At 64.6% G+C, this 25857-nt stretch carries 25 protein-coding genes; 21 read left to right on the top strand and 4 right to left on the bottom strand.

What is annotated here, in order from left to right:
* Positions 1 to 38 precede the first annotated feature (38 nt).
* From JMY28_RS17955 to ftsB, 9 genes are all read left to right on the top strand, one after another.
* Positions 39 to 1292, top strand: coding sequence for a lipoprotein-releasing ABC transporter permease subunit (locus tag JMY28_RS17955; protein WP_201697247.1), 1254 nt, complete (start codon positions 39 to 41; stop codon positions 1290 to 1292).
* Positions 1285 to 2016, top strand: a complete 732-nt coding sequence (gene lolD / locus JMY28_RS17950; protein ID WP_201697246.1) for a lipoprotein-releasing ABC transporter ATP-binding protein LolD — start codon at positions 1285 to 1287, stop codon at positions 2014 to 2016. The genes JMY28_RS17955 and lolD overlap by 8 nt, the downstream gene beginning before the upstream one ends.
* 20 nt (positions 2017 to 2036) lie before the next feature.
* A complete protein-coding gene (locus tag JMY28_RS17945) occupies positions 2037 to 2825 on the top strand; it encodes a TatD family hydrolase (RefSeq protein WP_201697245.1) in 789 nt (262 codons plus the stop codon).
* A 90-nt stretch (positions 2826 to 2915) separates the two neighbouring features.
* Positions 2916 to 5549, top strand: coding sequence for a ComEC/Rec2 family competence protein (locus JMY28_RS17940; RefSeq protein ID WP_201697244.1), 2634 nt, complete (start codon positions 2916 to 2918; stop codon positions 5547 to 5549).
* Between the two features lie 75 nt (positions 5550 to 5624).
* The gene (locus JMY28_RS17935; protein WP_201697243.1) at positions 5625 to 6428 is read left to right on the top strand and encodes an alpha/beta fold hydrolase; all 804 of its coding nucleotides are present in this window, start codon (positions 5625 to 5627) and stop codon (positions 6426 to 6428) included.
* A 139-nt stretch (positions 6429 to 6567) separates the two neighbouring features.
* Positions 6568 to 8229: a CTP synthase gene (locus JMY28_RS17930; protein ID WP_201697242.1), complete on the top strand. Its 1662-nt coding sequence runs from the start codon at positions 6568 to 6570 to the stop codon at positions 8227 to 8229.
* Complete coding sequence (gene kdsA, locus JMY28_RS17925; RefSeq protein ID WP_201697241.1) at positions 8226 to 9080, top strand: 3-deoxy-8-phosphooctulonate synthase; 855 nt, start codon at positions 8226 to 8228, stop codon at positions 9078 to 9080. Before JMY28_RS17930 ends, kdsA begins: the two co-directional genes overlap by 4 nt.
* Before the next feature lie 333 nt (positions 9081 to 9413).
* Positions 9414 to 10697: a phosphopyruvate hydratase gene (gene eno / locus JMY28_RS17920; RefSeq protein ID WP_103703989.1), complete on the top strand. Its 1284-nt coding sequence runs from the start codon at positions 9414 to 9416 to the stop codon at positions 10695 to 10697.
* A gap of 101 nt (positions 10698 to 10798) precedes the next feature.
* Positions 10799 to 11221 carry a cell division protein FtsB gene (gene ftsB, locus JMY28_RS17915; RefSeq protein WP_201697240.1) on the top strand — a complete coding sequence of 141 codons (423 nt, stop codon included), beginning with the start codon at positions 10799 to 10801 and terminating at the stop codon, positions 11219 to 11221.
* A 96-nt stretch (positions 11222 to 11317) separates the two neighbouring features.
* Here the strand turns inward: ftsB and JMY28_RS17910 are convergent, their stop codons facing one another.
* The 3 genes from JMY28_RS17910 to JMY28_RS17900 form a co-directional block, all read right to left on the bottom strand.
* Positions 11318 to 11719 carry a hypothetical protein gene (locus JMY28_RS17910; protein WP_236596909.1) on the bottom strand — a complete coding sequence of 134 codons (402 nt, stop codon included), beginning with the start codon at positions 11717 to 11719 and terminating at the stop codon, positions 11318 to 11320.
* Positions 11720 to 11888: 169 nt separating this feature from the next.
* A complete protein-coding gene (gene hslO, locus JMY28_RS17905; RefSeq protein ID WP_201697239.1) occupies positions 11889 to 12851 on the bottom strand; it encodes an Hsp33 family molecular chaperone HslO in 963 nt (320 codons plus the stop codon).
* Positions 12852 to 12917: 66 nt separating this feature from the next.
* Complete coding sequence (locus JMY28_RS17900; RefSeq protein ID WP_201697238.1) at positions 12918 to 13442, bottom strand: gamma carbonic anhydrase family protein; 525 nt, start codon at positions 13440 to 13442, stop codon at positions 12918 to 12920.
* A gap of 188 nt (positions 13443 to 13630) precedes the next feature.
* On the opposite strand from JMY28_RS17900, the gene JMY28_RS17895 reads away from it, so the two are divergent.
* From JMY28_RS17895 to JMY28_RS17850, 10 genes are all read left to right on the top strand, one after another.
* Positions 13631 to 14557: a ferritin-like domain-containing protein gene (locus tag JMY28_RS17895; protein ID WP_201697237.1), complete on the top strand. Its 927-nt coding sequence runs from the start codon at positions 13631 to 13633 to the stop codon at positions 14555 to 14557.
* Positions 14558 to 14620: 63 nt separating this feature from the next.
* Positions 14621 to 15514, top strand: coding sequence for an alpha/beta fold hydrolase (locus JMY28_RS17890; RefSeq protein WP_201697236.1), 894 nt, complete (start codon positions 14621 to 14623; stop codon positions 15512 to 15514).
* Between the two features lie 108 nt (positions 15515 to 15622).
* A complete protein-coding gene (locus tag JMY28_RS17885; RefSeq protein ID WP_201697235.1) occupies positions 15623 to 16453 on the top strand; it encodes a 3',5'-nucleoside bisphosphate phosphatase in 831 nt (276 codons plus the stop codon).
* 177 nt (positions 16454 to 16630) lie between these two features.
* Positions 16631 to 17269, top strand: coding sequence for an L-threonylcarbamoyladenylate synthase (locus JMY28_RS17880; protein WP_201697234.1), 639 nt, complete (start codon positions 16631 to 16633; stop codon positions 17267 to 17269).
* Between the two features lie 61 nt (positions 17270 to 17330).
* Complete coding sequence (locus JMY28_RS17875) at positions 17331 to 17996, top strand: site-2 protease family protein (RefSeq protein ID WP_201697233.1); 666 nt, start codon at positions 17331 to 17333, stop codon at positions 17994 to 17996.
* A gap of 4 nt (positions 17997 to 18000) precedes the next feature.
* Positions 18001 to 19203: a tryptophan--tRNA ligase gene (locus JMY28_RS17870; RefSeq protein WP_201697232.1), complete on the top strand. Its 1203-nt coding sequence runs from the start codon at positions 18001 to 18003 to the stop codon at positions 19201 to 19203.
* An 8-nt stretch (positions 19204 to 19211) separates the two neighbouring features.
* The gene (locus tag JMY28_RS17865; RefSeq protein ID WP_201697231.1) at positions 19212 to 19844 is read left to right on the top strand and encodes a class I SAM-dependent methyltransferase; all 633 of its coding nucleotides are present in this window, start codon (positions 19212 to 19214) and stop codon (positions 19842 to 19844) included.
* 44 nt (positions 19845 to 19888) lie between these two features.
* Complete coding sequence (dapA, locus tag JMY28_RS17860) at positions 19889 to 20794, top strand: 4-hydroxy-tetrahydrodipicolinate synthase (RefSeq protein WP_201697230.1); 906 nt, start codon at positions 19889 to 19891, stop codon at positions 20792 to 20794.
* A gap of 136 nt (positions 20795 to 20930) precedes the next feature.
* The gene (gene bamC / locus JMY28_RS17855) at positions 20931 to 22070 is read left to right on the top strand and encodes an outer membrane protein assembly factor BamC (RefSeq protein WP_201697229.1); all 1140 of its coding nucleotides are present in this window, start codon (positions 20931 to 20933) and stop codon (positions 22068 to 22070) included.
* Between the two features lie 11 nt (positions 22071 to 22081).
* Entirely contained in the window at positions 22082 to 22858 is a 777-nt protein-coding gene (locus JMY28_RS17850) for an MBL fold metallo-hydrolase (RefSeq protein WP_201697228.1), read from the top strand.
* A gap of 122 nt (positions 22859 to 22980) precedes the next feature.
* Here JMY28_RS17850 and JMY28_RS17845 read toward each other — a convergent pair whose 3' ends face one another.
* A complete protein-coding gene (locus JMY28_RS17845; protein WP_133181408.1) occupies positions 22981 to 23679 on the bottom strand; it encodes a Bax inhibitor-1/YccA family protein in 699 nt (232 codons plus the stop codon).
* Between the two features lie 314 nt (positions 23680 to 23993).
* On the opposite strand from JMY28_RS17845, the gene ndk reads away from it, so the two are divergent.
* On the top strand, positions 23994 to 24419 hold the full coding sequence (gene ndk, locus JMY28_RS17840) for a nucleoside-diphosphate kinase (protein ID WP_201697227.1): 426 nt from the start codon (positions 23994 to 23996) through the stop codon (positions 24417 to 24419).
* A 147-nt stretch (positions 24420 to 24566) separates the two neighbouring features.
* A complete protein-coding gene (gene rlmN, locus JMY28_RS17835) occupies positions 24567 to 25730 on the top strand; it encodes a 23S rRNA (adenine(2503)-C(2))-methyltransferase RlmN (RefSeq protein ID WP_201697226.1) in 1164 nt (387 codons plus the stop codon).
* Positions 25731 to 25857 lie beyond the last annotated feature (127 nt).

The following is a 25857-nucleotide window of genomic DNA, read 5'->3' as shown; positions in this document are numbered from 1 at the left end:
CGGCGCCGGAACGCAACGAAGACGCAAAAAGGATTCGCTTGAAACTTCCCTACGAATGGCAGATAGGCTGGCGCTACACCCGCGCCGGCAAACGCACGACCGGTAACGGGTTCATCTCGTTCATCGCGCTCATTTCGATGTCGGGCATCGCGCTCGGCGTCGCGGCGCTGATCGTCGTGCTCTCGGTGATGAACGGTTTCCAGCGCGACGTCCGCGACCGCATGCTCTCCGTGCTCGCGCACATCGAGATCTTTTCGCCCACGGGCACGATGCCCGACTGGCAGCTCACCGCGAAGGAAGCGAAGACCAATCCCGAAGTCATTGGCGCGGCGCCTTACGTGGACGCTCAGGCGCTGCTCACGCGCGGTGACAGCGTGAACGGCGTCGCGCTGCGCGGCATCGAGCCTTCCGAAGAGCCGCAGGTTTCGGACATCGGCAAGGAGATGAAGGCGGGCAGCTTGAACGACCTCACGCCCGGCAGCTTCGGAATCGTGCTCGGCGCGGATCTCGCCGTGAACCTCGGCGTGACGGTGGGCGACAAGGTCACGCTCGTCGCGCCCGAGGGCTCGATCACGCCGGCCGGCATGCTGCCGCGCCTGAAGCAGTTCACGGTGATGGGCGTGTTCGAGTCGGGTCACTACGAGTACGACAGCACGCTCGCGCTCACCAACATCCGCGACGCGGAAGTGCTCTATCGCCTCGGTGCGCCAAGCGGCGTGCGCCTGCGTCTGAAGGACATGCAGCGCGCGCCGGCGGTGGCGCGCCAGCTCGTGCATACGCTCTCGGGCGACCTCTATATCCGCGACTGGACGCAGCAGAACAAGACCTGGTTCTCGGCGGTGCAGATCGAAAAACGCATGATGTTCATCATTCTCACGCTCATCATCGCGGTCGCGGCGTTCAATCTCGTTTCGTCTCTGGTCATGACCGTCACCAACAAGCAGGCCGATATCGCGATTCTGCGCACGCTCGGCGCGCAGCCGGGCTCGATCATGAAGATCTTCGTCGTGCAGGGCGTGACGATCGGCTTCGTGGGCACCGGCATCGGCATTGCGCTCGGTTGTCTGATCGCATGGAGCATTCCATGGAGCGTGCCGGCGATCGAACATCTGCTCGGCATCCAGTTCCTGCCGCCTTCGGTGTATTTCATCAGCGAGCTGCCTTCGGAGCTCGTGCCTTCCGACGTGATGCGCATCGGCGCGATTGCGTTCGTGTTGTCCGCGCTCGCCACGCTCTATCCGAGCTGGCGCGCGGCCAAGGTTCGTCCCGCGGAGGCGCTGCGCTATGAATGACCGTCAATCGCTTATCGCCGCGGCTGGCGACTATCCGTACGTGCTCGAAGCGCATGGCGTGTCGAAGGTGTTCGGCCAGGGGCCGCTCGCCGTGCAGGTGCTGCACGACACCGATCTGAAGGTGAGGCGCGGCGAAAAGCTCGCCGTGGTGGGCGCGTCGGGCTCGGGCAAGAGCACGCTGCTGCACGTGCTGGGCGGACTCGATGAGCCGGGCGCGGGCAAGGTCTCGGTGCTCGGCAAGCCGTTCACCGAGCTTTCCGAGCGCGAGCGCAACGAGCTGCGCAATCGCGCGCTCGGGTTCGTCTATCAGTTCCACCATCTGCTGCCCGAGTTTTCGGCGCTCGACAACGTGGCGATGCCGCTGCGCATTCGCCGCATGACGCAGGAAGCCGCGCGCGCCGAGGCGATGCAGATCCTGGAACGCGTGGGCCTCTCGCATCGCGCGCGCAACCGGCCGGGCGAGCTTTCGGGCGGTGAGCGCCAGCGCGTGGCGATCGCGCGCGCGCTCGTCACGAAGCCCGCATGCGTGCTCGCCGACGAGCCCACAGGCAACCTCGACGGCGCGACGGCGGATACCGTCTTCAACCTGATGCTCGAACTCTCCGACCAGTTCGATACGAGCTTCGTGATCGTCACGCACGATCCCGAGCTTGCGGCGCGCTGCGACCGCATCGTGCGTTTGCGCGACGGCATGCTGCGCGAAGAGCCGGTCGTGCCGGTCTGAGCTTCCAGCGAGCGAGCGCCATGTGGATCGACACGCACTGCCATCTCGATGCCGCCGAGTTCGATGGCGACCGCGACGCGGTCGCGTCGGCGGCGCAAGCGGTGGGCGTGTCGCGCATCGTGATCCCGGCAGTCGCCCGCGAGAACTTCGAAGTCGTGCGCACGCTCGCGCACCGCACCCAGGGCGCGGTCTACGCGCTCGGCATTCATCCGCTTTATACGCCGCAGGCGCGCGACGAAGACCTTGAAGCGTTGCGCGGCGAGATCGAGGCGAGTCTCGATGATCCGCGCTTCGTCGGCATTGGCGAGATCGGGCTCGATTACTTCGTGCCGGGCCTCGACGAGGCGCGTCAGCAGCACTTCTACGACGCCCAGCTGCGCCTTGCGCGCGAGTTCGGCTTGCCGGCGATCTGCCATGTGCGTAAGTCGCAGGATCAGGTGCTCAAGGGGCTGCGCCGCAACGGCGTGAAAAGCGGGATCGCGCATGCGTTCAACGGCAGCTTTCAGCAGGCGCGCGCGTTCATCGATCAAGGGATGCATCTCGGTTTCGGCGGCAATTTGACGTTCGAGCGCGCGCTGCAGATTCGCAGGCTCGCGCAGCAGTTGCCGCTCGAGGCAATCGTCATGGAAACCGACGCGCCCGATATCTCACCAGCCTGGCTTTATCGCGCGCGCAACACGCCCGACCAGGTGCCGCGCATTGGCACCGTGCTTGCCGGCTTGCGCGGCTTGAGTCCCGAGGAACTTGCACTTGGCACGACGGCTAACGCGGCGGCAGCGCTGCCGCGGCTCGCGCTTTCGTCTGCATAATCGTTTCCAGAGTGGCGTGCGCGGCGCGCGTTCACCGCGGCGCGATCGCCGCGGTCGGTGCGTTCGGCCCCCTCGTTGCGAGGAGGCAGGATGCGGGTGATATGGTGCGGTTTTGCGCTGGGCGTGATTGCCTTGCAGCGGCAGGTTGCGTTACCGGGGAGGGGCGCGTGGGTCGGGCTCGTTCTGGCAATCTTGCTTGCGGCCGGGTGGGCGCTGTGGGCGCTCGGCGCCACTGCGCCGGCGGATGAATCCCGAGTGTCTGGCTTTTTGGGCGAGCGACGATGGCGCACTGCGAGCGGCTGGGCGGCGGTGTGGCTTGCGGCGGGATGCGCGGGCTTTGGCTACGCGGCCTGGCGTGCCGAATTGCGGCTTGCACAGGTGCTTCCCGCTGCCTGGCAGACGCGCGATCTCTACGTCACCGGCTATATCGCCAGCTTGCCTTCTTACGGCGCAAACGGTGCGAGCTTTCTCTTTCGCGTTGAATCCTGGGAGGCGAACAAAGAAGCCCACAAAGCCACCACACGGCTGCCGCAATTGATCCAGTTGTCCTGGGTAGCGCGCGAAGCGCCGCTGCCGCCGCTCGTGCCCGGCGCGCGCTGGCGACTTGCCTTGCGGCTAAAACGAGCGCACGGCAATGGCAACTTCGGTCTGCGCGACATGGAAGCCGCGCTGCTCGCGCGCGGCGTGCGCGCAACCGGCTATGTGAGCGATCTGGAGCATGCGGTGCGTCTGCACGTCGACGCCTCGGGCATCGGCGTGCGCATCGAGCTCGCGCGCGCTGCGCTGCGTGCGCGCATCGACGCGGTGCTCGGCGATGCGCCGCATCGCGGCATCGTCATCGCGCTTGCGACCGGCGCGCAGGACGCGGTCAGCGACGCGGACTGGCGTCTCATGCGCAATACGGGCACGAGCCATCTGGTGGCGATTTCCGGGCTGCATCTCGCGTTCGTTGCGGGGCTCGCGGGATGGGGCGCGGGTGCATTGTGGAGGCGCGCGCGCTGGCGCGGTATCGAGGCGCCGCTCTTCGTGCCCGCGCAGAAGGTTGCCGTTGCGGGCGCGTTGCTCGCGGCGGGCATCTATGCCGCGCTCGCCGGCTTCAATGTGCCGGTGCAGCGCGCGCTCTGGATGCTGGCGGTCGCGGCGCTCGCGCTATTCGCCGGGCGCGAGGTCGCGCGCTCGCATGTGCTGGCGTGGGCGCTCGGGCTTGTACTGCTGCGCGATCCGTGGGCTGTGACGGCCGCCGGCTTCTGGCTCTCGTTTTGCGCGGTCGGGGCGATCCTCTTCGCGGCAAGCGGCGTGCCGCGCTTGCACAGGGACGCGCCACAGCCCTTGTCTGCCGACGACGCCGATCCGATGCGCGACCGAGCTGAGCCGACCGCAGAGCCGACTGCACGCGACGGTTGGCTTCGGCGTCTCGCCGCCATGGCTTTTCCGCCAGGCGGCTGGCGTGAGGGAATGCGGCGCATTGCCTCGCGCCTCGGCGATAGTGCTCGCGTGCAATGGGCCGTGACGCTGGCGCTCGCGCCGCTCACGGCCTGCTGGTTCGCGCAAATACCGCTAATCGGACCGTTCGCCAACGCGTTTGCGATTCCCTGGGTGAGCATGCTCGTCACGCCACTGGTCATTGGGAGCGCGGCGCTACCCGCGCCGATCGATGCGTTCGCGCTGCGTGCAGCGCATACCTGCCTCGACGGGTTGGCCGAGGCGCTAGGCGCCCTCGAAGGCCTGCCGTGGGCGGTTCTACGATTGCCGCAACCCGGCGGGTGGCCGCTCGCTTGCGCGGCCGTGGGCGTCGCCTGGTGTCTTGCGCCACGCGGCTGGCCGCTGCGCTGGCTCGCGCCGTTCACGTGGCTGCCGCTGCTGGTGCCCGCGCCCACGGGGCCGCCGCCGGGCGCTTTCCGGCTCACGGCGCTCGACATCGGGCAGGGCACGTCGGTGCTGATCGAAACCGCCCGTCACCGCCTGCTTTTCGACGCAGGCCCCGGGCCCGAATCGACGCAGGCGGGCGAGCGGATCGTCGTGCCGTATCTGCAGGCGCACGGCATAGGGCGCCTCGACGCGCTGATGATCAGCCACGACGATTCCGATCATTCTGGCGGCGCGCAAGCCGTGCTCGATGCCGTTGAGGTGAGGGAATTCGTGGCTGGCATCCTGCCCGCGCATCCGCTGTGGGCGAGCGCGCGCGCAAAGGGCGCGCAGACCGTGCAGTGCGCCGCCGGCCAGCGCTGGCGGTGGGACGGCGTCGACTTCGAGGTGCTGTGGCCCGACCCCGGGCCGCTGGCGGGCAAACCCAACGCGCATTGCTGCGTCCTCCGGGTGACAACGGCGGTGAGCGCCGCGCGCGAAACACAAGCGGGCCCGGTTTCCGCGCTGATCGCCGCCGACATCGAAGCGGGCGTCGAGCGCACGCTCGTCGCGCGCGACCCCGTGCGCTTGCGCGCACAGGTGCTCGTTGTGCCGCACCACGGCAGCCGAACCTCGTCGACTGAACCGTTCCTCGATTCTGTCTGGCCGCTCGTCGCGATATTTCAGGTAGGCTATCTGAACCGCTTTCATCACCCGTATCCGGGCGTCTACGCGCGCTACGCGGCGCGCCACATCGTGCTCGCGCGTAGCGACGCGGACGGCGCCGCGCGCGTCGAGGCAAAACCTGGCGCACTCACCGTCGAGCGCTTTCGCGATACACAGCGGCGCTACTGGATGGACCCGCCAACGCAGGACTGACGCGCCGGGCGACAGAAGTATGGACGCAAGCGTGAACGACGAAAGAGATCAACAAAATAGAGAGACAAGCCGCCCTTGAAAAACGTCATCCATTTCTCGCACGCGAACGGCTTTCCGGCCTCGACGTATCGCACGTTCTTCGCCGAACTCGGCGACAACTACGAACTGCGCTACATCGAGCGCATCGGGCACGATGCGCGCTTTCCCGTCACGCGTGACTGGCCGCATCTCGTCGAACAACTGCTCGACGACATTGGTCGCACCTACGAGGAGCCCGTATGGCTCGTAGGCCATTCGCTCGGCGGCTATCTCTCGCTGATGGCCGCGCTGAAAAAGCCGCAGTGGGTCAAAGGCGTCGTGATGCTCGATTCGCCGGTGATCGCGGGCTGGCGCAGCAGCATGCTGCGGGTTTCGCAGTGGACTGGCCTCGACGAACGTCTTTCACCGGCCGCCGCCACGCGCACGCGCCGCACGAACTGGGCGAGCCGCGACGAGGCCTGGCGACATTTTCATTCGAAGGCGGCGTTCGCGCGCTGGGACGAGCGTGTGCTGTCCGACTATGTCGACTTCGGCATTCCTCAGACCTCGGTGGACGGTGGTCGCATGCTCGCCTTCGACCGCCAAACCGAATACATGATCTATCGTACGCTGCCGCACACGCTCGGCGCGAGGCTCGTGCACGGGTCGCCCGTGCCGGTGAGCTTCGTCGCGGGCACGCAGTCGCGTGAAGTCCGCCAGGTCGGGCTTGCGGCAACACGGCGCATTGCGGGCGAGCGGTTCGAATGGATCGAGGGCAGTCATCTGTATCCCATGGAGCGTCCGATCGAGACCGCGCGCGCGGTGCAGCGCATGCTTTACGCCATGGAAAACGGAGCCTGAGCGCACGCTTGCCGGCGCTGTTGCTTGCGGGGCAGGGCAGAGCGCAAGCCGACGCGTCGCGCATCGTTTCTGCTCGCTCAAAATTCAGGGTTAGCCCTTGCTTTCAGGTATAATCCGTTTTTCCCGCGAGCATCCAGCGATGACCAAATATGTTTTCGTCACCGGCGGCGTAGTTTCCTCCCTTGGCAAGGGTATTGCCGCCGCCTCCCTCGCCGCGATCCTCGAATCGCGCGGTCTGAAAGTCACCCTCCTCAAGCTCGATCCCTACATCAACGTCGACCCCGGCACGATGAGCCCGTTTCAACACGGCGAAGTGTTCGTGACGGAAGACGGAGCGGAAACCGACCTCGACCTCGGCCACTATGAGCGCTTCATCTCCACGAAGATGCGCAAGGCCAACAACTTCACCACGGGCCAGATCTACGAATCGGTGATCCGCAAGGAACGCCGCGGCGACTATCTGGGCAAGACCGTGCAGGTCATTCCGCACATCACGAACGAAATCCAGGCATTCATCGAACGCGGCGCCGCATCGGCGACGTGCGGCGAGCCGGATGTCGCGATCGTTGAAGTAGGCGGCACAGTAGGCGACATCGAATCGCTGCCGTTCCTCGAGGCCGCGCGTCAGATGAGCCTGCGCCTTGGCCGCAACAGCGCATGCTTCGTGCATCTCACGCTGGTGCCGTTCATCGCCACGGCGGGCGAACTGAAGACCAAGCCCACGCAGCATAGCGTGCAGAAGCTGCGTGAAATCGGTATCTATCCGAACGTGCTCCTGTGCCGTGCCGACCGTCGCATTCCCGACGACGAGCGCTCGAAGATCTCGATGTTCTCGAACGTGCCCGAAGACGCCGTGATTTCGGTGTGGGACGCGGACAGCATCTACAAGATTCCGCAGATGCTGCACGATCAGGGTCTCGACTCGATCGTCTGCGACGAACTGAAGCTCTCCGCCAAGCCCGCCGATCTGTCGATCTGGTCGGAAATGGTCGAAAAGCTCGAGCATCCGAAGCACGAAGTCACGATCGGCATGGTCGGCAAGTACGTCGACCTGACCGAGTCGTACAAGTCGCTCATCGAGGCGCTGCGTCATGCGTCGATCAAGACGTCGGCGAAGGTGAACATCGAGTACATCGACTCCGAGCAGATCGACGAAGAGGGTGTCGAGAGCCTCAAGCATCTCGACGCGATCCTCGTGCCGGGCGGCTTCGGCCGTCGCGGTACCGAAGGCAAGATCAAGGCCATTCAATACGCTCGCGAAGCGAAGGTGCCGTACCTCGGCATCTGCCTCGGCATGCAGCTCGCCGTGATCGAATTCGCACGCGACGTGGTGGGTCTGAAGCACGCGAACAGCACGGAATTCGATCCGGATACGCCGGACCGCGTCGTTGCGCTCATCACCGAATGGGCCGACCGCGAAGGCAAGGTCGAAAAGCGCACCGAAGATTCGGACCTCGGCGGCACCATGCGCCTCGGTTCGCAGCGTTGCCCGATCAAGCCCGGCACGCTCGCATCCGAAATCTATGGCAAGGACGTGAACGAGCGTCACCGTCACCGTTATGAAGTCAATAACGGCTACGTGCCCAAGCTCGAGGCCAGCGGCCTTATCATCAGCGCCCGTACTCCCAGCGAAGATCTGCCGGAAATGATGGAACTGCCGCGCGACATGCACCCGTGGTTCGTCGGCGTTCAGTTCCACCCGGAATTCACGTCCACGCCGCGTGACGGCCATCCGCTCTTCAAGGCGTATGTCGAAGCGGCAGTCGCGCACCATGAGGCGCGCGCCGAGGAGAAAGCATGAATCTGTGCGGTTTCGAGGTTGGTCTCGACAAGCCGTTCTTCCTGATCGCAGGCACCTGTGTCGTCGAATCTGAACAGATGACGATCGACACGGCGGGCCGCCTGAAGGAAATCACGTCTAAGCTCGGCATTCCGTTCATCTACAAGTCGTCTTACGACAAGGCCAATCGTTCGAGCGGCAAGTCGTTTCGCGGCCTCGGGATGGACGAGGGCCTGCGCATCCTCTCCGAAGTGAAGCGCCAGCTCGGTCTGCCCGTGCTGACCGACGTGCACTCGGAAGAGGAGATCGGGCCCGTGGCGTCGGTCGTGGACGTGCTGCAAACGCCCGCGTTCCTGTGCCGCCAGACCGACTTCATCCACGCATGCGCGCGCTCGGGCAAGCCTGTCAATATCAAGAAAGGCCAGTTCCTCGCGCCGCACGACATGAAGAATGTGATCGACAAGGCACGCGAAGCCGCGCGTGAGGCGGGTCTTTCCGAAGACCGCTTCTTCGCCTGCGAGCGCGGTGTTTCGTTCGGTTACAACAACCTCGTCTCGGACATGCGCTCGCTCGCGATCATGCGCGAGACCGGTGCGCCAGTCGTGATGGATGTGACCCACTCGGTGCAGTTGCCGGGCGGACAGGGCACGAGCTCGGGCGGTCAGCGCGAATTCGTGCCGGTGCTCGCGCGCGCGGCCGTGGCCACGGGCGTAGCGGGGCTCTTCATGGAGACCCATCCGAACCCCGCCGAAGCGAAGTCCGACGGTCCGAACGCCGTGCCGCTGAACCGCATGGCCGACCTGCTCGAAACCCTCGTGACGCTCGACCAGGCGGTCAAGCGCACGCCGTTCCTCGAGAACGACTTCAGCTGATCCGAGATTTACGTAGTACGGCGCACCGCTTCGATTGCATGGGCGGTGCGATGGAGGAGCAGCGCGGCGCAGTACCGCGCGCATAGCAAATGTCATCTAACGACATCATGCTGTGCGCAGTGCAGCCAGCACCGCGCTCGATGTACAAGGCAGCGTGGCAGCGCAACGGTCATTGGAACGTGACCGTTGCGCTGCGGCAAGTTGAACCTGGCGAGCACGCAGCCTGTCCCATGTGACGGTGTGCCCCGAACGAGCATAGAAACTGTGCCTCGCGGGCCGATGCAGCAGACGGCGCAGCTCGCGCAAGAATTACTGTCATTTCCTGAGGAAACCATGAGTGCAATCGTAGATATCATCGGTCGCGAGATCCTGGATTCGCGCGGCAATCCCACCGTCGAATGCGACGTGCTGCTCGAATCGGGCACGATGGGCCGCGCAGCGGTGCCGTCGGGCGCGTCGACCGGTTCGCGCGAAGCGATCGAACTGCGCGACGGCGAAGCCGGCCGCTACAACGGCAAGGGCGTGCTGAAGGCTGTCGAGCACATCAACACCGAAATCTCCGAGGCGATCATGGGCCTCGACGCGTCAGAACAAGCCTTCCTCGACAAGACCCTGCTCGAGCTCGACGGCACCGACAACAAGTCGCGTCTCGGCGCAAACGCCATGCTGGCCGTGTCGATGGCCGTCGCGAAGGCTGCTGCTGAAGAAGCCGGCCTGCCGCTGTACCGCTACTTCGGCGGTTCGGGCGCGATGCAACTGCCCGTCCCGATGATGAACATCGTCAACGGCGGCGCGCACGCGAACAACAGCCTCGACATTCAGGAATTCATGATTGTGCCGGTGAGCCAGCCGACCTTCCGTGAAGCGCTGCGTTGCGGCGCGGAAGTGTTCCACGCGCTCAAGAAGATCCTCTCGGATCGCGGCATGAGCACGGCGGTGGGCGACGAAGGCGGCTTCGCACCGAACTTCGGCAGCAACGACGAATGCCTCTCGACCATCCTGCAAGCCATCGAAAAGGCTGGCTACCGCGCCGGTGAAGACGTGCTGCTCGCGCTCGACTGCGCGGCGAGCGAGTTCTACCACGACGGCAAGTACCAGCTCGCGGGCGAAGGCCTGCAACTGTCGTCGGCCGAGTTTGCCGACTACCTGGCAACGCTTGCCGACAAGTTCCCGATCGTCTCGATCGAAGACGGCATGCATGAAAGCGACTGGGCCGGCTGGAAGCTGCTGACCGACAAGCTCGGCAAGAAGGTCCAACTCGTGGGCGACGACCTGTTCGTCACCAACACGCGCATCCTGAAGGAAGGCATCGACAAGGGTATCGCCAACTCGATCCTCATCAAGATCAACCAGATCGGCACGCTGACGGAAACCTTCGCAGCGATCGAAATGGCCAAGCGCGCGGGCTACACGGCCGTGATCTCGCACCGTTCGGGCGAAACCGAAGACTCCACGATCGCTGACATCGCTGTCGGCCTGAACGCGGGTCAGATCAAGACCGGTTCGCTCTCGCGTAGCGATCGCATCTCGAAGTACAACCAGTTGCTGCGCATCGAGGAAGATCTCGGTGATATCGCCAGCTACCCGGGCAAGTCGGCGTTCTATAACCTGCGTTAAGCGGAACCTGCGCCGGCAGCAGCCTTGCTGTCACCCTTCGTCATCTCTCTCCGCCGCCCTGCGTATAGCGCAGGGCGGCGTGTATTTATCCGGCACCTTTCATGCGGCTTGTCACTGTCGTTCTGATCATCCTGCTCGTGCTGATCCAGTATCCGCTCTGGTGGGGCCATGGTGGCTGGCTGCGTGTGCACGAACTGCAACAACAGCTCGCGCAGCAGCAAAAGCAGAACGACGACGAGAAACTGCGCAACGAACGCATTGCGGGCGAAGTGCAGGATCTGCAGAACGGCACGGCTGCTGTCGAAGAGCGCGCGCGCTACGAAATGGGCATGGTGAAGGACAGCGAGGTGTTCGTGCAGTTCGTCTCGCCGAACCAGACGCCGCCGGTTACGCCGAACGGTTCGTCGAATACTTCGACGCGCGGCGAGATGTCGGCGGCGCCGGTCAGGGTGGTGCCGAACCCCGTTTCGCGTGTCCCTGAGAAGAAGCACGGGCACGGGAAGGAAGCGAAGAAGGCGGGCTAATCGCGCCGCATGTGCTGGGCAGCGTGGCAAGCAAAAAGGCGCGGCATCGAGCCGCGCCTTTTTTCGTTTACTCGTTCGCGTTGGGAAACCGTGTGATTACCAGCCCCAACCCGGATAACCGTAGCCAATACCCGTGCCCCAGCCGTGGCCCCAACCGCCACTGTAGTAGCTGCCGTAGACCGTGACGGGTGGCGCGTAGGCGTGTGACCAGGCTTGTGCGGCAGCTTCCGCGGCCATGGCGTTGTCTTGTTCGGCGAGTACCTGGCGGTCGATCGCGTCGTAGCGCGCTTTTTCGTCAGGCGTGAGCACTGGCGCGGTCGCGGGAAGGCCTGACTGCGCCGCGGGCAGTCGGCTGTAGATCGGCGATGGGCCGGGCGGGTCCATCATGCAGCCGCCCGTCGACGCAACGGTTGCGCCGAGTGTCGCGAGTACGAGTAATGCGCTCACGCGCGTCATGCGGTCGCGCAACGGAAGTGCGAAGCGTTTGTTCTTGATCATGCTTCTCTCCATCTATCGGACGCCTAAATAATTTGAGATGACGGCGGGTCCGCGTTTCGATTCGGTTCCCGCGCCTGTCTACCCGCCTCTGTAGAGGGTGGCGGCGCAACACGCGTTGCGCCGCATAGGCGTTATCGACTCAGTGCGCCCTGGTGCGCTTCAGTTCACCTTAATGGCGACGCTCCGCAGCGGGGCTCACGCTTTCTGAGAGCCCCGTCACGGCAAAAAGTTGCGCGACGTCCACCGGGTCGAACTCATAGCGCTGATTGCAGTAGTCGCAATGAATCTCGACATGACCGCGTTCCTCGATCACGCCGTCGACTTCCTCGCGGCCCAGCATCTTGAGCATCGCGCCCACCTTCTCGCGCGAGCACGAGCACTGGAAGCGCGGCGCAAGCGGTTCGAAGTGACGCACGTTCTCCTGCCAGAAGAGGCGGCGAAACACTGTCTCGCCGTCCTCCTTGAGCATTTCGTCGCGTGTGAGCGTGCCGCCGAGCGTGCAGACACGCTCCCAGGTATCGAGGTCGTGCTCGCCCTGATGCGGCACGATGCCGCCGTCGCCCGGCAGTTTCTGGAGCAGCATGCCGACCGCGCGGTCGTCGTTCGCGGCGAGCCACAGGCGCGAGTCGAGCTGTTCCGAGTGATGCATGTAATGCTCGAGCACGGAGGCGATCGACTTGAGCGGGCCGTCTTCGCCGTTCAGCGGCACGATGCCCTGATAGGGCTGCTGGCCCGGCTGCTTTTTCGCGGGATCGAGCGTGATCACGCAGCGGCCCTGGCCGTCCGGATTCACGAGGTCGGCGAACGTGAGTTCTTCGCCGAGCGGCAGGGCGTTTTCGCCCGTGAAGTCTTCGCCGAGGCGCGCGGTGGCGCGCATCGTCAGATCCGAGCCGCACTGGACGACCAGCATCTTCACGGGGCCGTCGCCGAAGATCTGCATGATCAGCGTGCCGTCGAACTTGAGATTCGCCGAAAGCAGCGCGCACGCCGCCATCATCTCGCCGAGCACGGTGCGCACCGGCGTCGGATACTGGCGGCGCTTGAGCACTTCCTGCCACGTGTTGCTCAGCGAGACGATCTCGCCGCGCACCGGGGCGGCGCTGAACATGAATTTTTGCAACTGGTCGTTCACAATCTTTTCCTTCGTTTGAATCGGGGCGGCGCGGTCCGCGCCGCACACGGCGAGAGCGTGCCGCTCTCAGCCGATGCGCACGAGCTGCGCCTTGAAATATTCGCGGCGCTGCGCGTAGACATCCGCGTTGCGCTTGAGGCCGGCGATGTCGGCCTCGGTGAGCTCACGCACGACTTTGGCCGGCGCGCCGAGAATCAGCGAGTTGTCGGGGAACACCTTGCCTTCCGTGACCACCGCACCCGCGCCAACCAGACAGTTGCGGCCGATTACCGCGCCATTCAAGACCACGGCCTGAATGCCGATGAGCGCGCCTTCCTTCACGGTGCAGCCATGCAGCATGGCCTGATGGCCCACCGTCACGTTCGCTTCGAGCGTGAGCGGGTAGCCGGGGTCCGTGTGGAGCACCGCGCCTTCCTGAACGTTACTGCGCCGGCCGACGGTGATCGGCTCGTTGTCGCCGCGCAGCGTCGCGCCAAACCAGACGCTCGAGTCTTCGGCCAGTTCGACCTTGCCGATGACGGTTGCGTTGTCCGCGACGAACACGCTTTCGTGAATGGTCGGTGCGGCTTCGCCAAGCTTGTAGATGGCCACGGTGTCGAGTCTCCTGATATTGGGGGCTGCTGCCGGTTCGCTGGCGCCGCGCGATGGATGCGGACGACGCGAGGCAGGTGAATCGCGTATTGTAAACGGTTGCGCGCGCGCACCGCTTGGGGCAAGTTTGGGCGGCTTCGCGCGAAGCTTGTGTGCTCCACGCTTTTCGGTCCCTGTTTCTTCTGCCGATGAAATCCGTTTTCTCCGCCGCCAACGCGAACACCAGCGCTGACGTCCCGACTCCTTCAGATGCCGCGTCCACCTGCTGGCGCGTCGCGGTGCTCGACGCGTTGCGCGAATGTGACCCAGTCGCCAAGGCCGACGCGGTACGCGCGCTGCATGCGCAAAGTCAGGCCCAGGCCAGCGCGCCCCGCTGGGAGCCGCAACTCGGCATTCCGACGCCGGCCGGCTTGCCCGGCCGGCCCGCCGACCCGCCGCTCGTCGAACCGCGCGAACTGCAACGCCGCAGCATGAGCACGCCGCAGGGCCGGGTGGTGCTGCTGCACGCGCTGGCCCACATCGAATTCAACGCGATCAATCTCGCACTCGACGCGGTGTGGCGCTTCCCCGCCATGCCCGACGCCTTCTACGCCGACTGGCTCAAGGTCGCGGCGGAAGAGGCGTATCACTTCTCCCTGCTGCGCGCGCGCCTCGCCGACTATGGTCACGTGTACGGCGACTTCCCCGCGCACAACGGCCTGTGGGAGATGTGCGAGCGCACGAGCGCCGACGTGCTCGCGCGCATGGCGCTCGTGCCGCGCGTGCTGGAAGCGCGCGGGCTCGATGCCTCGCCGCCCATTCGCGCGCGCCTGAAGCAGGCCGGCGACGACGAATCGGCCGCGATCCTCGACATCATCCTGCGCGACGAAGTGGGGCACGTGCGCATCGGCAACCATTGGTTCCGTTACCTGTGCGAGTCGCGCGGTCTCGACCCGCACGCGGCGTGGCTCGCGCTCGCCGAGCAGTACCACGCGCCGCGCATGCGCGGGCCGTTCAACTTCGAAGCGCGCCGCTCGGCGGGCTTCGACGAGGCCGAGCTGGATACGCTGGCGGCACAGGACGCGACGGATCAGGCCGCCGCGAAGAAGTCGACGGAACGTCACTCGAACGAATGAACCGCCGCAGGCGCCCATCGCCTATATAATCGAACGACCATTCTTTTTGTTGCGGCAGTGCAAATGAATCAATCCCGTTCTGAATTCGTCGATGTCAATGGCATCCGGCTGCATGTGCGCCGCTGGGGTGCAGAGGGCGCGCCTGTGCTTTTCATGCTGCACGGCTGGATGGACGTGGCGGCGTCATTCCAGTTCGTCGTCGATGCGCTCGATGCACGCGGCGGCGACTGGCAAGTGATCGCGCCCGACCTGCGCGGCTTCGGTCTCTCAGACTGGCCCGTCGCGCAGGGGCAGGGCAGCAACTACTGGTTCCCCGACTACCTTGCCGATCTCGATGCACTGCTCGCGCACTACGCGCCCGAGGGCCAGGTGGATCTCGTCGGGCACAGCCTCGGTGCGAACATCGTGTGCCTCTATGCGGGCGTGCGGCCCGAGCGCGTGCGGCGCGTGGTCGATCTGGAAGGCTTCGGCCTGCCGGCGCCGTCACCCAAACAGGCGCCGGGTCGCATCCGCGAGTGGCTCGACGAGGTCCGTACGCCGCCGCAATTGCGCACCTACGCATCGCTCGACGAGGTGGCCGCGCGGCTCGTGAAGACGAACCCGCGGCTGATCGCACCGCGCGCACGCTTTCTCGCGGAGCACTGGTCGAAGCCGGACGGCGAAGGCGGCTACGTGCTGCTCGGCGATCCAGCGCACAAGATGCGCGGGCCGCTGTTGTACCAGCTCGACGAGGTAATGGCGATCTGGTCGCAGGTGAGCGCGCGGGTGCTGCACGTCGAAGCGGCCGGCTCTGAAACGCTCGCGCGGATCGCGGGGGCGGTCCCCATCGACGAATTCAAGAAGCGCTTCGAGGCGTTTCCCGACTGGCGCGAACGGATCGTCGACGGGGCGGGGCACATGGTGCACCACGACCAGCCCGAAGAGGTCGCGCGCCTGATCGAGGCTTTCTGCGCCTGAGCGCCTGGCACATCGAGCGTTCGTTCGGGCGGCGACGACGTTCCAGTCGCCGCCCGACGACTTCACTGCGTTGCAGTAAAATGAGCGTTCATCCTTTGCCCACATCCAATGAACGCCGATCTCCACTGTCACTCCACTGTCTCCGACGGCCAACTGGCCCCCGCTGCCGTTGCGCAGCTGGCGAAAGCGGGTGGCGTGAACCTGTGGGCGCTCACCGACCATGACGTGCTCGGCGGCCAGCACGAAGCGCGCAAGGCGGCCGAAGCGCTCGGCATACGCTATTTGAGCGGCGTCGAGATTTCGGTGACCTGGGCGTCGCGCACGGTGCACATCGTTGGTTTGCATGTCGATACGGAGTGCGCGGCGCTCGTCGATGGACTCGCGCGCACGCGCGACGGCCGTGCGGCGCGCGCCGAAGCGATTGGCGAGCGGCTCGATGAACTCGGCATTCCCGACGCGTACGAAGGCGCGCTCCAGTTTGTCTCGAATCCCGATTTGATCTCGCGTACCCACTTCGCGCGCTTTCTCGTCGAAAGCGGCCGTGCGCAGAACACCCAGGACGCGTTTTCGCGCTGGCTCGGTGACGGCAAGCCCGGGTACATCGCGCACCGCTGGGCGAAGCTCGCCGACGCCGTATCGTGGATCAAGGCGGCCGGCGGCGAGGCGATCATCGCGCATCCGGGCCGCTATGCTTACACCCAGCTCGAATTCGACACGCTCTTCGGCGAATTCATCGATCTGGGCGGCAAGGCCATCGAAGTCGTCACCGGCAGCCATACGCCCGACCAGTACGGCGAGTACGCGGCCGTTGCGAGGCGCTTCGGTTTCGAAGCGTCGCGCGGTTCGGACTTTCATGCACCCGGGCCCGATGCGATCGAGCCGGGTACGCTGCCGCCGTTGCCTTCCGATCTCAAGCCTGTTTGGGAGCGATGGCTGTAGGCGGCGCACGGCGCGTGGCCCGCTAACTGCATCCCTGTGCTGCAAGGCGGTTCTGCCAGACATTTCGCGCCGATCAATCCCGCTTTGTCGTCGCTTTGTGGTACTACGTGCAGTCGCCTGCCGTTTTCGCGCACCGTCCCGCTGTTTTTCATCGCCATTCGTCAGCTGATTACTGCCATGTCCCAGTTCTTTCGGCTTCACCCAGAAAACCCGCAGCCGCGCCTCGTGAAGCAGGCGGTGGAGATCATCCGCGACGGCGGTGTGATCGCGCTGCCCACTGACTCGAGCTACGCGCTCGCCGCCCGCATCGACGACAAGCAGGCGGCCGAGCGTTTGCGCCGCATCCGCGGGCTCGACGAAAAGGCGTTGCTCTCGCTGATGGTGCGGGACCTGTCCGAACTCGCGAACTTCGCCATGGTGGACAACCGTCAGTACCGGCTCATCAAGTCGGTGACGCCGGGGCCGTACGTATTCGTGCTGGTCGCGACGAAGGAAGTGCCGCGGCGTCTGTCGCATCCGTCGCGCAAGACGATCGGCCTGCGCGTGCCCGGGCATCCGATTCCGCTTGCAATTCTCGAAGAACTGGGCGAGCCGCTGCTTGCCACTACGCTGATCCTGCCGCCCGACACCGCGCCGCTCAACGACCCCGAAGAGATTCGCGAGCGCCTCGAAAAACAGGTCGATCTCGTGATCGACGGCGGGGCGTGTCCCTGCGAGCCGTCCACTGTGATCGATCTCACGGGTGAAGAACCCGTGCTCGTGCGGCCGGGGCGCGGCGCGCTGGCGCCGTTCGGCATCGAAGAGGAAGAGGCGTGAAGAAAGTTGCGCGGCGTGAACGCGGCCAGAGCGCATTGACGCATTGATACAATAGCCCGCCATGGAATCCAATCTGATTCAGACGATCGTCGTCTACGCCTTGCCGGTCATCTTCGCGATCACGCTGCACGAAGCGGCGCACGGTTACGTCGCGCGCATGCTCGGCGACAACACCGCGTACGTGCTCGGTCGCGTCTCGTTCAATCCGATGCGCCACATCGATCCGATCGGCACAATCGCGATGCCGCTCGTGCTGTATTTCCTGACGAATGGCGCGTTCGTGTTCGGTTACGCGAAGCCCGTGCCGATCGCCTTCAGCAATCTGCGCAATCCGCGCTGGGGCACGCTGTGGGTCGCGGCGGCCGGGCCGCTGTGCAACTTCGTGCAGGCCATCGTATGGGGCGTGTTCGGCGTGGGTCTCGCGGTGCTCGGCGTGGACGAGCCGTTCTTCACGCGCATGGCCGCCGCAGGTGTGGGCGTGAATCTCGTGCTTGGCGTGCTCAACCTCTTTCCGCTGCCGCCGCTCGACGGCGGCCGCGTGCTCGGGGCGCTTTTGCCCACGCGCGCGAGCATTGCGCTCGCCCGTATCGAGCCTTATGGTTTCATCATCGTGATGGGGTTGCTCGTGAGTGGCATCTTCACGCGATTCTGGCTGCGCCCGCTCGTAAGTCTAGGTTACGACGCGGTCACTGCCATCCTTACCCCTCTTGTGTCGCTCTTTTCATAACATCATGTTCCCAGACCGTATCTTCTCCGGCATGCGGCCCACCGGGTCGCTGCACCTCGGCCACTATCACGGCGTGCTGAAAAACTGGGTGCGCTTGCAGTCCGAGTATCCGTGCTTCTTCTGCGTGGTCGACTGGCATGCGCTCACCACGCACTATGAAACGCCGGATGTCATCGAGAAGAACGTCTGGGACGTACTGATCGACTGGCTCGCCTCGGGCATCGACCCGAACCAGGCCACGCTCTTCATCCAGAGCCGCGTGCCCGAGCACGCCGAACTCGCACTGTTGCTCGGCATGAGCACGCCGCTGTCCTGGCTCGAGCGCGTGCCGACCTACAAGGAACAGATCGAGAAGCTGCGGGACAAGGACCTCGGTACCTACGGCTTCCTCGGCTACCCGGTGCTCATGGCCGCCGACATCCTGCTGTACCGCGCGTCGCTCGTGCCGGTGGGCGAGGACCAGGTGCCGCACGTCGAAATGGCGCGCGAAATGGCGCGCCGCTTCAACTACATGTACGGTCGCGAGCCGGGCTTCGAAGAGAAGGCCAACGAAGCGGCAAAGAAGTTGGGCGGCAAGCGCTCGAAGCTCTACCACGAGCTGCGCAACGCCTATCAGCAGGAAGGCAACGAAGAGGCGCTCGAACAAGCCCGCGCGATGCTTTCGGAGTCACAAAGCCTCTCGATGAGCGATCGCGAGCGTCTCTTCGGCTACCTCGAAGGCTCGCGCAAGATCATCCTGCCGGAGCCGCAGGTGCTGCTCACGGAAGCTTCGCGCATGCCGGGCCTCGACGGCCAGAAGATGTCGAAGTCGTACGGCAACACCATCGGCCTGCGCGAAGACGCCGAATCGATCACGAAGAAGGTCCGGACCATGCCGACCGACCCTGCACGCGTGCGCCGTACCGATCCGGGCGATCCGGACAAGTGCCCGGTGTGGCAGCTGCACCAGGTCTACACGGACGAGCAGACGCATGACTGGGTGCAGAAGGGTTGCCGTACGGCTGGCATCGGTTGCCTGGAGTGCAAGCAGCCGGTGATCGAAGGCATTCTGCGCGAGCAGCAGCCTATGCTCGAGCGTGCGCAGAAGTACATGGACGACCCGTCGCTGCTGCGTGCGATCGTCGCGGACGGCTGCGACAAGGCGCGCAAGTTCGCCAACGAGACGATGCGCGACGTGCGCGAGGCCATGGGCCTCTCGTACACCTGATCGAGCTGATGACGTCGACGCCTGCAGCCGGTTCGCCGGCCCACGGGCTTTCCGAGCCTTCGCGCTGGGTGCGCCGCTGGGCGCACCTCATCGCACCCGGTGGCGACGTGCTCGACGTGGCCTGCGGCGCGGGCCGGCACACGCGATGGCTCGCGAGTCGCGGTCACCCGGTCATGGCGCTCGATCGCGACGCCGCCGCGCTCGCCACGCTGCATGATGTGGCGGGCGTCGCGACATTAGAGTGCGACCTCGAAGGCGCGCCCTGGCCGCTCGCGGCGGATGCCCGCTTTGCCGCCGTGGTTGTCACGAACTACCTCCACCGCCCGCTGATGGCCCGTCTCCTTGAGGCGCTGGCGCCCGGCGGCGTGCTGATCTACGAAACCTTCGCGCAGGGCAACGAAACGGTCGGCAAGCCATCGAACCCCGCTTTCCTGCTCGCTCCGGGCGAGTTGCTGGCGGTCTGTATGCCCGCGCTGCGGGTAATCGCCTATCAGGACGGTTTTCTTTCGCAGCCGCGTGAGGCGTATATTCAGCGCATCTGCGCAGTGCGGGAAAAAACGACCTCAGTGTCCCCCGAAAGAGCCGGTAATGTACCTGAGAACCAGGGCCTACCCGTAACGCGTTACGATCTGACCGGCTAATCCGCTACAATCGCGGTTTAACCGACTCATTTTTCTGGCGTTTCATGGCTAACGGCACTCAGGACGGCATTACGCTGCAAGGCAGCATTCCCGCGATCGTCACCCCCATGCACGAGGACGGCAGTCTCGACCTGCCGGCATTCCGCAAACTGATCGACTGGCACGTGCAAGAGGGGACGGATGGCCTCGTCGTCGTCGGTACGAGCGGGGAGTCCGCCACGCTTGACGTCGAAGAGCACATCCTGATGATCAGGACGGCGGTCGAGCACGCCGCTGGCCGTATGCCGATCATCGCGGGCGCCGGCGGCAATTCCACCGCCGAAGCCATCGAACTCACGAAGCACGCAAAGGAAGTCGGCGCTCAGGCGTCGCTCCAGGTCGTGCCCTATTACAACAAGCCGACTCAAGAAGGCATGTACCGTCACTTCGCGAAGATCGCGGAGGACGTGGACCTGCCGGTCATTCTCTACAATGTGCCGGGCCGTACGGTCGCGGACATGGCGAACGAGACCATCCTGCGTCTGGCCGAAGTGCCGGGCATCATCGCGGTGAAGGAAGCGACGGGTAACATCGACCGCGCAGCGCACCTCATCAAGCATGCGCCGAACGGCTTCAAGATTTTCAGCGGCGACGATCCCACGGCGATCGCGCTGATGCTGCTCGGCGGCCACGGCAATATTTCGGTGACCGCGAACGTTGCACCGCGCCAGATGAGCGACCTGTGCAAGGCCGCGCTTGCCGGCGACGTGAAGACGGCGCGCACGATCCACATGAAGCTGTTGTCGCTTCACAAGAACCTGTTCATCGAATCGAATCCGATTCCGGTGAAGTGGGCGCTGCAGGAACTCGGCCGCATCGAAGGCGGCATCCGACTGCCGCTCACGCCGCTCGACGCGCGCTACCACGACGTAGTGCGCGCCGCGCTGCGCGAAGCCGGCCTGACTGGCTGATTCGATCAGCCAGTCGCCGATTTTTCAACCGACGCCGCCACGGCCCAACCGCCCAATCACTGAAAGACCTCGGACCGACCTCGGATCTACCGTCTCGCAGAGCAAGGCTTAGCGTTCCCGTATCACGAAGGCCCACATGAAACGTTCCGCTTTTTCCCTCCACGCAACCCGCATGGCGGTGCTGGCGCTTGCCTTTGGCTCGCTCGCAGGCTGCGAGTCGCTGAACGACATGTTCGCGTCCGATCGCGTCAACTACAAGGACACGCCGACCGCGCCGCCGCTGAATGTGCCGCAGGATCTGTCGTCGGCGCCGAACGACCAGAAGTACGTCGCGCCGCCGCCCACGGTCACGCTTGGCGGCGCCGCTCAGCGCACGGTCACGCCGGCCGGCAACGCCACGCTCGGCGTGCCGGATGCGCAGGATCCGTTCGGCATGCACGTGGAGCGCGACGGCGACCGCCGCTGGCTCGTGGTGGACGGCCGTTCGCCGGACGACGTCTGGCCGCAGTTGCAGGAGTTCTGGACGGAAAATGGCTTCACGCTGACGACCGACTCGCCGTCCACGGGCATCATGACGACCGACTGGGCGGAAAACCGCGCCAACATTCCGGACGACTGGTTCCGCCGCACGATCGGCCGCGTGATCGACTTCGCGTACTCGTCGGGCACGCGCGACCGCTTCCGCGTGCTGGTTTCGCGCGGCCCGGACGGTCAAACCGATATTTCCGTCACGCATAACGCGATGGAAGAAGTGCTGACGGGACAGGACAAGACGGGGTCGAAGTGGGTGGAGCGCCCGCGCGACCCGGCGCTCGAAGCCGCGTTCCTCGCGAAGATCATGCAGAAGTTCGGCCTGACCGACGCGCAGTCCAAGCAACTGCTGACCGATGCGCGTCCGTCGACGGCGGGCGTCAAGATCGCCGCCGGTCCTGACGGCACGACGCTCGATCTGCCCGAAGCGTTCGACACCGCGTGGCTGCGTGTGGGCCTGGCGCTCGACCGCACGAACTTCACGGTCGATAACCGCGACCGCGAGAAGGGTCTCTACTTCGTGCGTTACGCCGACTCGATGCAGGAACTCAAGGGCGACGGGTTGTTGGGCAAGCTTTTCTACAATCCGAAGAAGGCCTCGAAGGATCAAGGGCCGGAATACGTCGTGGCGGTTCGCTCGACGGGCAATTCGACCCAGGTTGCCGTGGTCGACCAGACCGGCCGCATCGACACCTCGTCGGACGCGCAACGTATCGTCTCCGCGCTCCACGCGCAGCTGAACTGACGTGCGCTGATATGCGATTTGCGAGCCTCGGCAGCGGCAGCGAGGGCAACGCACTGGTCGTAGAAGCAGGCAGCGGCACGACGCCCACGCGCGTGCTGCTCGACTGCGGATTCTCAGCGAAGGAAGTCGAGCGGCGCCTCGCCCGCGCGGGGCTGGCCGCCGATTCGCTCACCGCGATTCTCATCACCCACGAACACTCCGACCATATCGGCAGCGCGCTCACGCTTGCGCGCCGCTGGTCGATTCCGCTTTACATGAGTTGGGGCACGGCGCAGGCCGTGGGCGCCGACGATGCCGCAGGCGTCGAACTCAATGTGTTGTGGGGCGACGAAACGGTCGAAATCGGCGAACTCGGTGTGTTGCCCTACACGGTGCCGCACGACGCCCGCGAGCCGCTGCAGTTCGTGTTCAGCGACGGCGCGAGCCGGCTAGGCGTGCTGACCGACGTTGGGGAATCGACGTCGCATATCAGCAGCGTGCTGAGCGGTTGCGACGCACTCGTGCTCGAATGCAACCACGACCTCGAGATGCTTGCGACGAGCCGCTATCCGGCCTCGCTCAAGGCGCGTATCGGCGGGTCGCATGGTCATCTGAACAACGAGGCGGCCGGCAGCATCCTCGCCGGGCTCGATCGCGCGAAGCTGCGGCATTTGATCGCCGCGCACCTGAGCCAGCAGAACAACACACCCGAACTCGCGCGGGCGGCGATGGCCGCGGTTCTCGGAAACGCCTCGACGGAAATTGGGGTCGCTTCGCAAGCCGAGGGTTTTGACTGGATTGCGCTCTAGGTTCCGCGTGGCCGCCCGACAGCTAACGAATAGACGAAAAAAAGCCCATGACGTGAGTCATGGGCTTTTTGCCTGGTGGGGCCGGGGTCTGTCGATCCGGCCCACCAAGGTTTGATTGCGCTTTAGTTGCGATTGCCGCCGAAGATGCCGAGGATGGCGAGCAGATTTGTGAACACGTTATACAGGTCCAGATAGATCGCAAGCGTCGCCGAAATGTAGTTCGTCTCGCCGCCGTTCACGACGCGCTGCACGTCGAACAGCATGTAGGCCGAGAAGATCGCGATGGCGAGCACCGAAACCGTGAGCATCAGCGCGGGCAGTTGCAGGAACATGTTCGCGACGCCGGCCAGCAGGATCACGATCACGCCCATGAAGAGCCACTTGCCGAGGCCCGAGAAGTCGCGCTTGCTGACCGTGGCAATGGTGGCCATGGCGGTGAAAATGATGCCGGTGCCCCCGAATGCGAGCATGATGAGCTGCGGGCCGTTCGAGAAGCCGAGGATGAACGACAGCAGACGCGAGAGCATCAGGCCCATGAAGAACGTGAAGCCGAGCAGCACCACCACGCCTACCGAGCTATTTTTGGTGCGCTCGATGGCGAACATGAAGCCGAAGGCGATCGCGAAGAATGCGAGCAGGCTCATGGCCGGGCTGGTGGCCGCAAAAAGCGAGAAGCCGGTCGCGACGCCCACCCACGCGCCGAGCACCGTCGGCACCATCGACAGCGCGAGCAGCCAATAGGTGTTGCGCAGTACGCGGTTGCGGGTCTCCGCCGAGGTGACGCTGCCGCCGCGGCCGAAGTTATAGGGATACTCGTTCATGCTTTCTCCTTGCGTGAGACGCGTGGGTGAGGGCGTGCAGGTGCGCGGTCCGCTCCCCCATAAGATAAGTGTGCCGACCCAGAGTTTCAACGGGTTGCCACACAGTTTCCGTTATCTTTGTACAGCGTATGCCGCCAATCTTAAGCCTTTCTGAAAGGTACGGCAGCGCGGTGTTTGTGCCTGACTTGTGCCCGGTTCGCGCTCATTTGCGCCGGTTTGCCGGGCTATGAGGGTTCAATCGCAATCATACATGGGAACATGCTACAATTGCGGATTCATTTGAATCTGTAACCTCTTAATTTTTTGGAGCTTTTATGGCGATCGAACGCACCCTGTCGATTATCAAGCCGGACGCAGTGGCAAAGAATGTGATCGGCCAGATCTACAGCCGCTTCGAAAACGCTGGTCTGAAGATCATTGCCGCTCGCATGGTTCACCTCTCGCGCGCTGACGCCGAGAAGTTCTATGCTGTTCACGCAGCGCGTCCCTTCTTCAAGGACCTCGTGGACTTCATGGTCTCGGGCCCGGTGATGGTGCAAGCGCTGGAAGGCGAGAACGCCATCCTGAAGAACCGCGAACTGATGGGTGCAACTGACCCGAAGAAGGCCGACAAGGGCACGATCCGCGCCGACTTCGCCGACAGCATCGACGCGAACGCCGTGCACGGCTCGGACGCCGCTGAAACGGCTGCCGTGGAAATCGCGTTCTTCTTCCCGCAAGTCAACGTCTACTCGCGCTAAGTACAGCGCGAGCAGATTGCAGTAGTAGCATAGGGTCGCGAACGGCGATGACGCTCACCGTCCAGTTCCCGATGCCGCGCAAGTGCGCAGGCAGCTGGGCGATACGGGCGGTGAGCGCGCTCTCGCACTGAAATGGCAGGATTCGACATGACGAGCAGTTCCACCGTCAACCTTCTCGATCTCGACGCCCAAGGGCTGGTCGCCTATTGCGAGAGCTTGGGCGAGAAGCCGTTTCGCGCCAAACAGCTTCAGCGCTGGATCCATCAATACAACGCCGCCGACTTCGACGGTATGACGGATCTCGCCAAATCGCTGCGCGAGAAGCTCAAAGGGCGCGCCACCATCGGCATGCCCGACATCATCAGCGACAACGTTTCCTCCGACGGCACGCGCAAATGGCTCGTGGACGTCGGCAACGGCAACGCGGTCGAAACTGTGTTCATCCCCGAAGACAACCGTGGCACGCTGTGCGTGTCCTCGCAGGCGGGATGCGCAGTCAATTGCCGGTTCTGTTCAACCGGCAAGCAAGGTTTTTCACGCAATCTCACCACCGCCGAGATCATCGGCCAGCTGCGCATGGCGGAGTTCGCCTTGCGTGCCTCGCTACTCGGTGAGGCAGGCGGGCGGGCGACCGGCGGTGACGGCAAGGGCGAACGCGTCATCACGAACGTGGTGATGATGGGCATGGGCGAGCCGCTTCTGAACTACGACGCGGTCGTGCCAGCCATGCGCCTGATGCTCGACGACAACGCCTACGGCCTGTCGCGCCGGCGTGTCACGCTGTCCACCTCGGGCGTCGTGCCGATGATGGATCGTCTCGGGGCCGAGCTCCCCGTGGCGCTCGCCGTCTCCTTGCATGCACCGAACGACACACTGCGCGACGAACTCGTGCCGCTCAACCGCAAGTACCCACTGCGTGAGTTGATGGCGGCTTGCCAGCGTTACCTGGAAGTCGCGCCGCGCGACTTCATCACGTTCGAGTACTGCATGCTCGACGGCGTCAACGACACCGAAAAGCACGCGCGAGAATTGCTCGCCGTTACGCGGGACGTGCCGTGCAAGTTCAATCTGATCCCGTTTAATCCGTTCCCCGAGTCGGGCTTGCTGCGCTCGAAATCGGACCAGATCAAGCGCTTCGCGCAGATCCTGATGGATGCGGGCGTCGTCACGACCGTGCGCAAGACGCGCGGCGACGACATCGACGCGGCCTGCGGCCAGCTCGCCGGCGAAGTGAAGGACCGCACGCGCCTTGCTGAGCGTATGGGCCGGAGCACGGGCAAGATCATCGAAGTACGGCCGGTTCAGCACTGAGTCGGCATGAGGAGGGCCCACGGCGGCGTGCGGGGGAAACGCGCGGTCGTAGGCAGTAGTAAAAGAAACGTTGCAGAAGCGATCGGAAGCGGCACACTTGCCGCGCATTTTGTTATAAACGGTCTGC

Origin of the sequence: Paraburkholderia hiiakae, from assembly GCF_904848665.1 — a bacterium.
GTDB lineage: Bacteria > Pseudomonadota > Gammaproteobacteria > Burkholderiales > Burkholderiaceae > Paraburkholderia > Paraburkholderia hiiakae.
Note: the sequence above shows the minus strand (reverse complement) of the source record. Positions and strands in the feature narration are given on the sequence as shown.

What these genes read in the sequence shown, in the direction of transcription:
- lolD (WP_201697246.1), top strand. Translation starts at nt 1,285, where the DNA reads ATGAATGACCGTCAATCGCTTATCGCCGCGGCTGGCGACTATCCGTAC.
- JMY28_RS17945 (WP_201697245.1), top strand. Translation starts at nt 2,037, where the DNA reads ATGTGGATCGACACGCACTGCCATCTCGATGCCGCCGAGTTCGATGGC.
- JMY28_RS17940 (WP_201697244.1), top strand. Translation starts at nt 2,916, where the DNA reads ATGCGGGTGATATGGTGCGGTTTTGCGCTGGGCGTGATTGCCTTGCAG.
- JMY28_RS17930 (WP_201697242.1), top strand. Translation starts at nt 6,568, where the DNA reads ATGACCAAATATGTTTTCGTCACCGGCGGCGTAGTTTCCTCCCTTGGC.
- kdsA (WP_201697241.1), top strand. Translation starts at nt 8,226, where the DNA reads ATGAATCTGTGCGGTTTCGAGGTTGGTCTCGACAAGCCGTTCTTCCTG.
- eno (WP_103703989.1), top strand. Translation starts at nt 9,414, where the DNA reads ATGAGTGCAATCGTAGATATCATCGGTCGCGAGATCCTGGATTCGCGC.
- ftsB (WP_201697240.1), top strand. Translation starts at nt 10,799, where the DNA reads ATGCGGCTTGTCACTGTCGTTCTGATCATCCTGCTCGTGCTGATCCAG.
- JMY28_RS17910 (WP_236596909.1), bottom strand. Translation starts at nt 11,719, where the DNA reads ATGATCAAGAACAAACGCTTCGCACTTCCGTTGCGCGACCGCATGACG.
- JMY28_RS17895 (WP_201697237.1), top strand. Translation starts at nt 13,631, where the DNA reads ATGAAATCCGTTTTCTCCGCCGCCAACGCGAACACCAGCGCTGACGTC.
- JMY28_RS17890 (WP_201697236.1), top strand. Translation starts at nt 14,621, where the DNA reads ATGAATCAATCCCGTTCTGAATTCGTCGATGTCAATGGCATCCGGCTG.
- JMY28_RS17885 (WP_201697235.1), top strand. Translation starts at nt 15,623, where the DNA reads ATGAACGCCGATCTCCACTGTCACTCCACTGTCTCCGACGGCCAACTG.
- JMY28_RS17880 (WP_201697234.1), top strand. Translation starts at nt 16,631, where the DNA reads ATGTCCCAGTTCTTTCGGCTTCACCCAGAAAACCCGCAGCCGCGCCTC.
- JMY28_RS17875 (WP_201697233.1), top strand. Translation starts at nt 17,331, where the DNA reads ATGGAATCCAATCTGATTCAGACGATCGTCGTCTACGCCTTGCCGGTC.
- JMY28_RS17870 (WP_201697232.1), top strand. Translation starts at nt 18,001, where the DNA reads ATGTTCCCAGACCGTATCTTCTCCGGCATGCGGCCCACCGGGTCGCTG.
- JMY28_RS17865 (WP_201697231.1), top strand. Translation starts at nt 19,212, where the DNA reads ATGACGTCGACGCCTGCAGCCGGTTCGCCGGCCCACGGGCTTTCCGAG.
- dapA (WP_201697230.1), top strand. Translation starts at nt 19,889, where the DNA reads ATGGCTAACGGCACTCAGGACGGCATTACGCTGCAAGGCAGCATTCCC.
- bamC (WP_201697229.1), top strand. Translation starts at nt 20,931, where the DNA reads ATGAAACGTTCCGCTTTTTCCCTCCACGCAACCCGCATGGCGGTGCTG.
- JMY28_RS17850 (WP_201697228.1), top strand. Translation starts at nt 22,082, where the DNA reads ATGCGATTTGCGAGCCTCGGCAGCGGCAGCGAGGGCAACGCACTGGTC.
- JMY28_RS17845 (WP_133181408.1), bottom strand. Translation starts at nt 23,679, where the DNA reads ATGAACGAGTATCCCTATAACTTCGGCCGCGGCGGCAGCGTCACCTCG.
- ndk (WP_201697227.1), top strand. Translation starts at nt 23,994, where the DNA reads ATGGCGATCGAACGCACCCTGTCGATTATCAAGCCGGACGCAGTGGCA.
- rlmN (WP_201697226.1), top strand. Translation starts at nt 24,567, where the DNA reads ATGACGAGCAGTTCCACCGTCAACCTTCTCGATCTCGACGCCCAAGGG.